Source organism: Rhodopseudomonas sp. B29 (genome assembly GCF_000333455.1).
In the GTDB taxonomy this organism is placed as follows: domain Bacteria; phylum Pseudomonadota; class Alphaproteobacteria; order Rhizobiales; family Xanthobacteraceae; genus Rhodopseudomonas.
In genome coordinates, this window is sequence record NZ_BADD01000450.1 from 1 (window position 1) to 9,277 (window position 9,277).

6 protein-coding genes are annotated in these 9,277 nt (G+C 65.8%); 1 reads left to right on the forward strand and 5 read right to left on the reverse strand.

The features are described from left to right. The coding region (locus I5M_RS16020) for an MFS transporter (RefSeq protein ID WP_022722319.1) at nucleotides 1-1,201 on the forward strand (1,201 nt) is incomplete at its 5' end. Between the two features lie 106 nt (nucleotides 1,202-1,307). Here I5M_RS16020 and I5M_RS16025 read toward each other — a convergent pair. The 5 genes from I5M_RS16025 to I5M_RS16045 form a co-directional block, all read right to left on the reverse strand. Continuing rightward, nucleotides 1,308-2,867: an acyl-CoA carboxylase subunit beta gene (locus I5M_RS16025; RefSeq protein WP_022722320.1), complete on the reverse strand. Its 1,560-nt coding sequence runs from the start codon at nucleotides 2,865-2,867 to the stop codon at nucleotides 1,308-1,310. Then, nucleotides 2,776-3,747: an IclR family transcriptional regulator gene (locus I5M_RS16030; protein WP_031336622.1), complete on the reverse strand. Its 972-nt coding sequence runs from the start codon at nucleotides 3,745-3,747 to the stop codon at nucleotides 2,776-2,778. The genes I5M_RS16025 and I5M_RS16030 overlap by 92 nt, the downstream gene beginning before the upstream one ends. Before the next feature lie 237 nt (nucleotides 3,748-3,984). Beyond that, complete coding sequence (locus I5M_RS16035; RefSeq protein ID WP_022722322.1) at nucleotides 3,985-6,084, reverse strand: acetate--CoA ligase family protein; 2,100 nt, start codon at nucleotides 6,082-6,084, stop codon at nucleotides 3,985-3,987. 27 nt (nucleotides 6,085-6,111) lie between these two features. Beyond that, nucleotides 6,112-7,278: an acyl-CoA dehydrogenase family protein gene (locus tag I5M_RS16040; protein ID WP_022722323.1), complete on the reverse strand. Its 1,167-nt coding sequence runs from the start codon at nucleotides 7,276-7,278 to the stop codon at nucleotides 6,112-6,114. 341 nt (nucleotides 7,279-7,619) lie between these two features. Further along, a complete protein-coding gene (locus I5M_RS16045) occupies nucleotides 7,620-9,146 on the reverse strand; it encodes a class I adenylate-forming enzyme family protein (RefSeq protein WP_022722324.1) in 1,527 nt (508 codons plus the stop codon). Nucleotides 9,147-9,277 lie beyond the last annotated feature (131 nt).

Sequence of the window (9,277 nt, forward strand, 5' to 3'; positions counted from 1 at the left end):
CGCGCTGGTCAATGCCGGCGCGGTCGGCGCCCCGGGCGTGTTCATCGTGCCGCTGCAGAAGGAATTCGGCTGGAGCGCCGCGGAGATCTCCTCGGCGCTGTCGATCCGCTTCGTGCTGTTCGGCCTGATGGCGCCGTTCGCGGCAGCGCTGATGAACCGCTTCGGGCTTCGTCCTGTCGCTTTGACGGCGCTGTTGATCGTCGTCACCGGGCTGGTCGCTTCGTTGGCAATGACGAACCTTTGGCAGTTGGTGTTGCTCTGGGGCGTCGTGGTCGGCATCGGCACCGGCATGACCGCTCTGATCCTCGGCGCCACCATCGCGACCCGCTGGTTCGTGGCGCGGCGTGGCCTTGTCATCGGCATGATGACGGCCAGCGTCGCCACCGGCCAATTGGTGTTCCTGCCGCTGCTCGCCAGCCTGACCGAGCGCTATGGCTGGCGCGTCGCCATGGCTTATGTCTGCGGCATGATCGGCATCGCGGCAATCGGCGTCTTGCTGTTGATGCGCGATCGGCCGTCGGATGTCGGCCTCCGCCCCTATGGTGACAACGGCAGCGACCCAATCGTTGCCGCACCGCCGGCCGGCGGTTCGATCGCGCTGGCGGCACTGCATGCCTTGCGCGCCGCGGCGCAAACGCGCGTGTTCTGGGTGCTGTTCGCGACCTTCTTCATCTGCGGCGCTTCGACCAACGGGCTGATCCAGGTGCACCTGATCCCGCTGTGCGCCGACTTCAACATTCCGCAGGTCGAAGCCGCCAGCCTGCTCGCGGCGATGGGCATCTTCGATTTCGTCGGCACGATCTTTTCAGGATGGCTGTCCGACCGCTACGATAATCGCTGGCTGCTGTTCTGGTACTACGGCCTGCGCGGGCTCTCGCTGCTGGCGCTGCCGTTCACCGACTTCTCGTTCTACGGCCTGTCGCTGTTCGCGGTGTTCTATGGGCTCGACTGGGTCGCCACCGTTCCTCCGACGGTGCGGCTGACGGCGCAGAAGTTCGGCCCCGAGCGCGCGAACCTCGTGTTCGGCTGGGTGTTCGCGGGCCATCAGCTCGGCGCCGCCACTGCCGCGTTCGGCGCGGGCCTGTCACGCACGATGCTGGCGAGCTACCTGCCCGCCTTCTTCATCGCCGGCGCACTCTGCATCATCGCCTCGGCCTTCGCCCTGACGATCAGCCGGCATCCGAAGCCGGTCGCGGTGTAGCGACCTATCCACGTCATTGCGAGGAGGCGCAGCCGACGAAGCAATCCAGCTCAGAGAATGCAGCTGGATTGCTTCGTCGCTTCGCTCCTCGTAATGACGAATTGAGTTAAGGCCGCAGCCGCATCGCCGTCGCCGGCCCTGGCGTGCGCAGCGGCTCGGCGAGGCGGGCGAATTCGCACAGCAGTGAGCGGGTCTTGCGGGGATCGATGATTTCTTCGACCCAGAACTTCTCGGCCGATCGAAACGGCGAGCGCAGTTTGTTGAGGCGATCTTCGATCTCGCGCAGTTTGGCGTCGCGATCTTCGGCCGCGTCGAGATCGGCGCGATACGCCGCTTCGATGCCGCCTTCGAGCGGCAGCGATCCCCAATAGGCCGACGGCCAGGCGTAGCGCATCGAGAAGCGGTTGGCCGGCTGGTGGACGACGCCGGCAACGCCGAAAGCGTTGCGGACGATGATCGTGCACCACGGCACCGTGGACTGATTGACCGCCGCCATGACGCGGACGCCGTAGCGGATGGTCGCCGCCTTCTCGGCTTCGAGCCCGACCATGAAACCGGGGCAATCCATCAAGTACACGATCGGCAGATGGAAGGTCTCGGCGAGATCGACGAAGCGGATCACCTTCTCGCACGCATCCGCCGTCCAGGCGCCGCCGGTGTGGAACGAGTCGCCGGCCAGCACCGCGACCGCCCTGCCCTCGAGCCGCGCCAGCCCGGTGATCACCGGACGGCCAAACTTGGCGCCGGTCTCGAAGAACGTGCCGTGATCGACGACGCTCTCGATGATCGGGCGCATCTTGTAGACCTGCCGACGATCGCGCGGCACGGCGCTGAGCAACTTCTCGTCGGCGCGCTCGGGATCGTCATTGCACGGCAGCGTCGGCGGCAGTTCGTAAACCGAGGACGGCAGATACGACAGGAAGCGCCGGGCGCAGGCGAAGGCCTCAGCCTCGGTGTTCACGGCGTGATCGACCGCGCCGGCGCGGGTTTGAATGTCGGCGCCGCCGAGCGCTTCCTTCGAAAGATCCTGCCCGAGCCGCGCCACCACCGGCGGGCCGGCGACGAACATCGCCGACGACTTCGTCATCACCGAATAATGGCTGGCCGCGAGCCGCGCGGCGCCGAGGCCGGCGACTGAGCCGAGGCCGAGCGCCACCACCGGCACCTGGGCCAGATTGGCGGTCGTGTAGTAAAACCACCGCGTGCCGTCGACGCCGCCCGGCAGATTGGCGGCGCCCTTGGTCTCGATGGTTTTCACCGAGCCGCCGCCGCCCGAGCCCTCGATGATCCGCACGATCGGCAGCCGCAGATCGTGCGCCATCTCCTCGGCCATCTGCGGCTTGGTGTGGATCGAGGCATCGGCCGAGCCGCCGCGCACCGTAAAGTCGTCGCCGACCACCACGACGGTGCGTCCCTCGATCTTGCCACGACCGAACACGCAGTTGGCCGGCGTGACGCCGGTCAGCTCGCCTTTCGCGTCGTAGTCACCGAGACCGGCGACCGCGCCGATCTCGTGGAAGCTGCCCTGATCGATCAGACCATCGATGCGCTCACGAACCGTGAGCCGGCCCTGGTCATGCTGGCGCTTGACCTTGTCGACGCCGCCCATCTGCCGCGCGAAGGCTTCGCGGCGGGCCAGCTCGTCGAGCTCCGGCTTCCAGGTCATGCGTCAAATCCTCCGAAGACAGTTTTTTGTTATTCGACGGCGGCACCGCGACCAGGCCGCTGTCGGCATTCTGCACCAAAGCGTCGATCACGCGCGCGAGCTGCGACAGCACCGGCGCAACTTCGTCGTGCATGCGCTGCTCGTCATACATCGCCGATAGCAGACCGATGTTGGCGACCACGTAGGTCTGGTATTGCGGCGACCACATCGGCGTCGCGATGCCGTTGATGTGCGGGCTCCACAGACCGCAAGCCGTGACGTAGCCGCGCTCCAGCAGCATTGCCCGATTGGCATCGAGGCGGTCGCGCAGGATCGCAGCCTGATCGGGAATTTCGCGCCCCATCTCGGCGAGCAGCGCCTGCGCGATATCGGGATCGAGTGCCGCCGCATAGGCGTTGCCGGCTGCCGTGCGCGCGACGCTGATGCGGCTGCCGGTCACCGAATGCAGACCGATGGCATGCGCGGCGCGGGCGAATTCGAGATAGACCAGATGAAACCGGTCGGGCACGAGGAAGCCGATGGTGCCGGGGATCTGCTCGGCGACGTCCTGCAGCCGCGTGCGGATCAGATTGCGCAGCTGCAAGCCGCGCATCATCGACGTGCTCATCGCCACCGCGCTCGGCCCGATCCGATACTTCTGATCGCGCGGCAAATAGACCAGCTGGCCCATCCGCGTCAGCGTGTGCGTGAGCCGCGACACCGTCGAGCGCGGCAGCCCGCAACGGCTGGAGATTTCCAGATTACCGAGGCGTGTTTCGTGACCTTCAAAGCAGCGCAGCACGTCGAATGCGCGCGACACCACCTGAATCACATCGCCATCTCCGGCCGCATCGCCGGCAAAAGTTCCTTGTCGGCAGAGCCGTTCCGAGCGTCGTCCCATCTTGTTGTCCTAGCGTGGTTATGATGCCCGATGCTTTTGAAACGAGACCACTTTCGGCCCACCTCAATGCATCCTGTTTCGCTTCCTCTAGTTTCGCACAGCGGAATGTAATTCCACTGTAGCGACAAGCTACATCAGGCGATCTGCCGCGACAACCGCTGCAGAGCGGTATGCGACAAACGCGTCCGACTACTCGACGCAAGATTTTTGGCTTGAAAGAGTGACGCCCATGGCCTGCTAGCCGGAGCGGAACACCACCGCGTCGACGACCATGCAGCCTTCACCTTCGCTGTTCAGCATCACCGGGTTGAGGTCGATGCTGAGTACACCCGCGGCTTCGTCACGCATCAGTTCGGCGATGAGCTTCACCGTGTTGACCAGTGCGGCGATATCCATGGGCGCCTCGCCGCGCACGCCGGTGAACAGCGGCGCGATCCGCAGCTTGTGAAGACCTTCCCGAATGTCGGCGTCGACGAACGGCGGCAGCAGCAATTGCGTATCACGCAGCAGCTCGACATATTTGCCGCCGTCGCCGACCACGATCACCGGGCCAAACACCGGATCACGATGCGCGCCGATCATCATCTCGCGGCGACCCTTCGCCATCGCGGCGACAACGACTCCATCGAACCGCGCGCCCTCGCGGCGGATGATGGCCTCCATCTCACTGAACAATTCACCGGCCGCATCCGCCGAGCTGACGCCGAGCTTGACCAGGCCGAGTTCAGACTTATGGGCAATGTCGGCCGAACAACCTTTCACCACCACAGGGCCGCCGATCGCCGTGAAGGCGGCGATCGCTTCGTTGCGCGAGAGACACAACCGATGCGGCACCACAGGGATGCCGCGCGAGGCGAGCAGCGCCAGGCTGTCGGCCTCGTTGAGCATCGTGGTCTGTGCCGGCTTCTGCAGCAAAGGATAGCTGGTGCCGCGCGCGGCACGGCGCTGCCGCGTCGTCTCCATCAATTCGCGATGGTGGATGAACTGATTGAGCGCGGTGACAGCTTCGACCTCGGTCGGAAACACCGTGGTGCCCCGAGCGCTGAACTCCCGCGCAACACTCGGCTGGGTCGCCGAAACCACCAGCGGCTTGCCGGTTTGCTCTGCGAAGGCCGCCGCGTCACGCGAGAACGCCTCGACATCGTAGCCGGGCCCGGCGACAGGCACGCCGATCAGGAACGCGTCAGCTGCGGGGTCCTGCGCCAGCACCGGCAGGATGTCGCCGAACAAGCGGCTGTTGGACAGCAGCGCCGCGGTGAGATCGATCGGGTTGGTCGTGGTGGCGAAGCTCGGCAGAATAGTCTTGAGCTTGCTATCTGTTTCGGGCGCGAGTTTCGCCATCGGCATGCCGACGCTGGATGCCGCGTCGGCGGTCATGACGCAGACTGCGCCGGAGTTGCTGATCGCCACCAGCCGGCGACCACGCGGCTTCCAGCCCTTCAAGTACAACTCGGTCGCTTCGACCAGGCCGCGCATATCCGGCGCGCGCCAGATGCCGTGATGCGCCAGGAAAGCATCGACGACGCGATCCTCATTGGCGAGCGCGCCGGTGTGTGACTGTGCCGCTTGTTGGCCTGCGGCGGTGCGGCCTGATTTGAGCGCGATAATCGGCAGGTCGCGATCGAGCGCGATCGAGCTTAGCTCTTCGAGATAGCGGCGATCCGGAATGCTCTCCAGATACAGCAGCATCAGTTTGACTTCGGGGTCCTCCGCGACCGCGCAAGCGAGTTCGCCGACGCTGACGTCGGAGTCGTTGCCGGTCGCGTGGCTGTGACGCACGCCAATGCCGCGTTCACGCAGGAAGCCGACCGGCACCGTGGACAGCGCACCGGACTGGCTGAGCATCGCGACATGGCCAGGGTTTTGGCTGCGCTCCATGTCGACGAACATCGTCGAGAACGACGCCACCGCGCCGCTGCCGAAATTCGCCAGACCCTGACAGTTCGGCCCCACGATCCGCATGCCGGCGCGGCGCGCGGCTTCGACCATGCGCCGCTCTTTGGCCTTGCCTTCGTGGGGATCGACTTCGCCGAAGCCCGAGGCCATCACCAGCGCAACCTTGACGCCGGCCGCGGCGCACTCCTCGACCGTGGTGATGGCGTTATCACCCGCGACAGCGACGATCGCCATCTCGGGCGCCTCGGGCAGATCGGCCAGCGAGGCGTAGCTCTTGTGGCCCTGAATCTCCGGCCGCGTCGGATTGATCGGATAGATCTTGCCGCGGAAGCCGAACTTGCCGAGGAAGGCCACCGGCCGCCCGCCGATCTTGTTGGGATTGTCCGACGCGCCGATGATGGCGATCGACTTGGGATCGAGGGCAGCGCGCAGGCGGCTCATTCGGGCGTCCTTTTCGGAGCAGATCGACTAATAGGATTTTGGCAGGCCGAGAACCTTCTCGGCGATGAAGGACAGGATCAGCTCACGGCTGACCGGTGCGATCCGCGGGATCAGCGACTCGCGGAAGTATCGCTCGACGTGGTACTCGCGCGCATAGCCGAAGCCGCCATGGGTCATCACCGCCTGTTCGCAGGCCGCATAGCCGGCTTCCGCGGCGAGATATTTCGCGGCGTTGGCGGACGGACCGCAGGCCATGCCCTGATCGTATTGCCAGGCCGCCTGCAGCACCATCAGCCAGGCCGCCTCGAGCTCCATCCAGTTCTTCGCCAGCGGATGCTGGATCGCCTGGTTCTGGCCGATCGGACGATTGAACACGATGCGGCCGCTGGCGTAGCTGGCGGCGCGCTGCAACGCGAGCTTGCCGAGGCCCACTGCTTCGGCGGCGATCAGGATGCGCTCAGGGTTCATCCCGTGCAGGATGTAGTCGAAGCCGCGCCCCTCCTCGCCGATCCGATCCTCCACGGGTATCTCGAAGCCGGAGAAGAACAGCTCGTTAGAATCGACGGCCTTGCGGCCCATCTTCTCGATCTCGTGCACCGCGATCCGTGCGCGATCGAAATCGGTATAGAACAGGCTGAGCCCATGGGTCGGGCTTTTCACCTCTTCCAGCGGAGTCGTCCGCGCCAGCAGCAGGATCTTCTCAGCGACCTGGGCTGTCGAAATCCAGACCTTTTGGCCGTCGACCACGTAGCGGTCGCCCTGCCGCACCGCGCGGGTCTTGAGCTGCGTGGTGTTCAGGCCGGTGTTGGGCTCGGTGACGGCGAAGCAAGCGCGCTCGCGGCCGTCGACGATGCCGGGCAACATCCTCCGGCACTGCTCGTCGGTGCCGAACACGACCACCGGATTGAGCCCGAACACGTTCATATGGATGCGGGACGCGCCCGACATGCGGGCGCCGGATTCCGCAACGGTGCGCATCATGGTCGCGGCTTCGATCATGCCGAGACCAGACCCGCCGTAGGTTTCGGGAAAGCAGACACCCAGCCAACCGGCGGCGGCCATTGCCTGATGGAAATCCGTCGGGAAGCCGCCATGCCGGTCGCGCTCCAGCCAATAGGCGTCGTCGAACCGGGCGCAAACTTTGCCGACCGCCTCGCGGATGGCGTCCTGATTGGCGGAGAGCGCGAAGTCCATCGCCTACTCCACACTCGCCGCGGCGGCACGCGCGAGCGGCTGCACGCCGCCTATCTCATTTCGCTTGCTTGGAGCCATCGTGCGTATCCTCCCGCGAGGTGGCGCTCTCCGGCGCCATCCGTCCCGTGTAGCGCGGCGGAACGAAAGATCAAGCGACCGGGCGGCATGGGGGCATGCGGCGTCCAACCGCGGCGAGCCGCCATCCGCGTCGCGGAATGCGCGTCGCCATCGACCATGCTCTCGCTGTCCTTGCGAGGAGCGAAGCGACGAAGCAATCCAGCTTCGTGCACCGCACAGGATCGCTTCACACCCAATGACGGGGAAAGGCTGTCGGCGGGAAACTACTTCACCATCTTCCGCAGCTCGGTCTTCAGCACCTTGCCGTAATTGTTCTTCGGCAGCGCATCCAGATACACGTAACGCTTCGGACGTTTGAACCGCGCGATCATGGCTTGGCAATGCGCGTCGAGCGCCGCGTCGTCGGCCGCGGCGCCATCGGCCAGCACCACGCAGGCGACGACGTTTTCGCCCCACTCCGGATCAGCGACACCGATCGCGGAAACTTCGCGCACCGCCGGATGCGTCAGCAACGCCTCCTCGACTTCGCGCGGATAGATGTTGGTGCCGCCCGAAATGATCACGTCCTTGGAGCGGTCGGATAGCGTGAGGAAACCATCTTCGTCGAACCGCCCGACGTCGCCGGTGCGCAGCCAGCCGTCCTTCAACGTCTCCGCATTGGCGGCAGGGCTGTTCCAATAGCCGAGCATCACGGTCGCGCCCTTGACCTCGATCTCGCCGGCCTCGCCAGCCGGCAACGCCTCGCCATCCGGCCCGGTAATTCGCACCGAGACGACGCTCTGCGCGGTGCCGACCGACGCCAGCCGCTGCAAGTAGCGTGGATGATCGCTATCGGCGTGCAGCTCACGCCTCAGCGACGTGATCGTCATCGGCGATTCACCCTGGCCGTAGATCTGCACGAAGCGCTGCCCCATCACGCTCAGCGCTTCGCGGATATCGGCCAGGTACATCGGCCCGCCGCCATAGACGATGGTGCGCAGCCCCTCGCCGGTCTCGCCGCGGCGCTTGGCTGCCTCGACCAGGCGCTTCACCATGGTGGGCGCCGCGAACATCGACACGTTGCCGAGTTGCTTGCCGAGATCGAGCACTTCGTCGGGATCGAAGCCGCCCGATTTCGGCACGACATGCCGGGCACCGAAGCGGACGTGAATCATGTTGTACAGCCCGGCGCCGTGCGAGATCGGCGCGGCATAGAGCGCGGCATCCTCGGGCGTCACCGCATCGACGTCGGCCAGATAGCACAGCGACATCGCGACGAGGTTGCCGTGGCTCAGCATCACGCCCTTCGGCCGGCCGGTGGTGCCAGAGGTGTAGAACAGCCAGGCGAGGTCGTCGTCGCTGCGCGCGACGGGCGCGCTCGTCCCCGACCCACGACAGGAATCGCGAAATTGCTCACCGTCGAGAGCCAAGGTCGGCATGGCGGGCGGCAGATCATCTGCAGCCGCAGCCAGCGTCGCGGCGGTGCCTTCGTCCACCAATGCAAGCTTTGCTGCCGCATTGCTGCAGATCCAGCCTGCTTCCTTGCCGTGCAACTTGGCGTTGATCGGGATCGCGACCGCTCCGGCCCACCAGATGCCGTACAGCGCGACCAGATAGTCCGTGCAATTCGACGCAAACAGCGCGACCCGGTCTCCGGGCACGATGCGATAGGTCTGCGCGAGCGCGCCGCCTAACGACGCGGCACGGGCCGCGAAGGTCGCGTAGTCGGCGTCCACGCGCGTGCCGGTGAGCAGCGCCGGCGCACCCGGCCGAAGCCGGGCGCTGGCGGCGAGCCATTCGGCGAGATTCACCGTCGCCCCCGAGGACGCGCGGTTACTTCGCCGGCTCGAGGATCGACACGTAGTTGGCGACCGCGGCGCCGCCCATGTTGAAGATGCCGCCAAGCTTGGCGTCCTTGATATGCATGCCTTCCGGCGCCTGG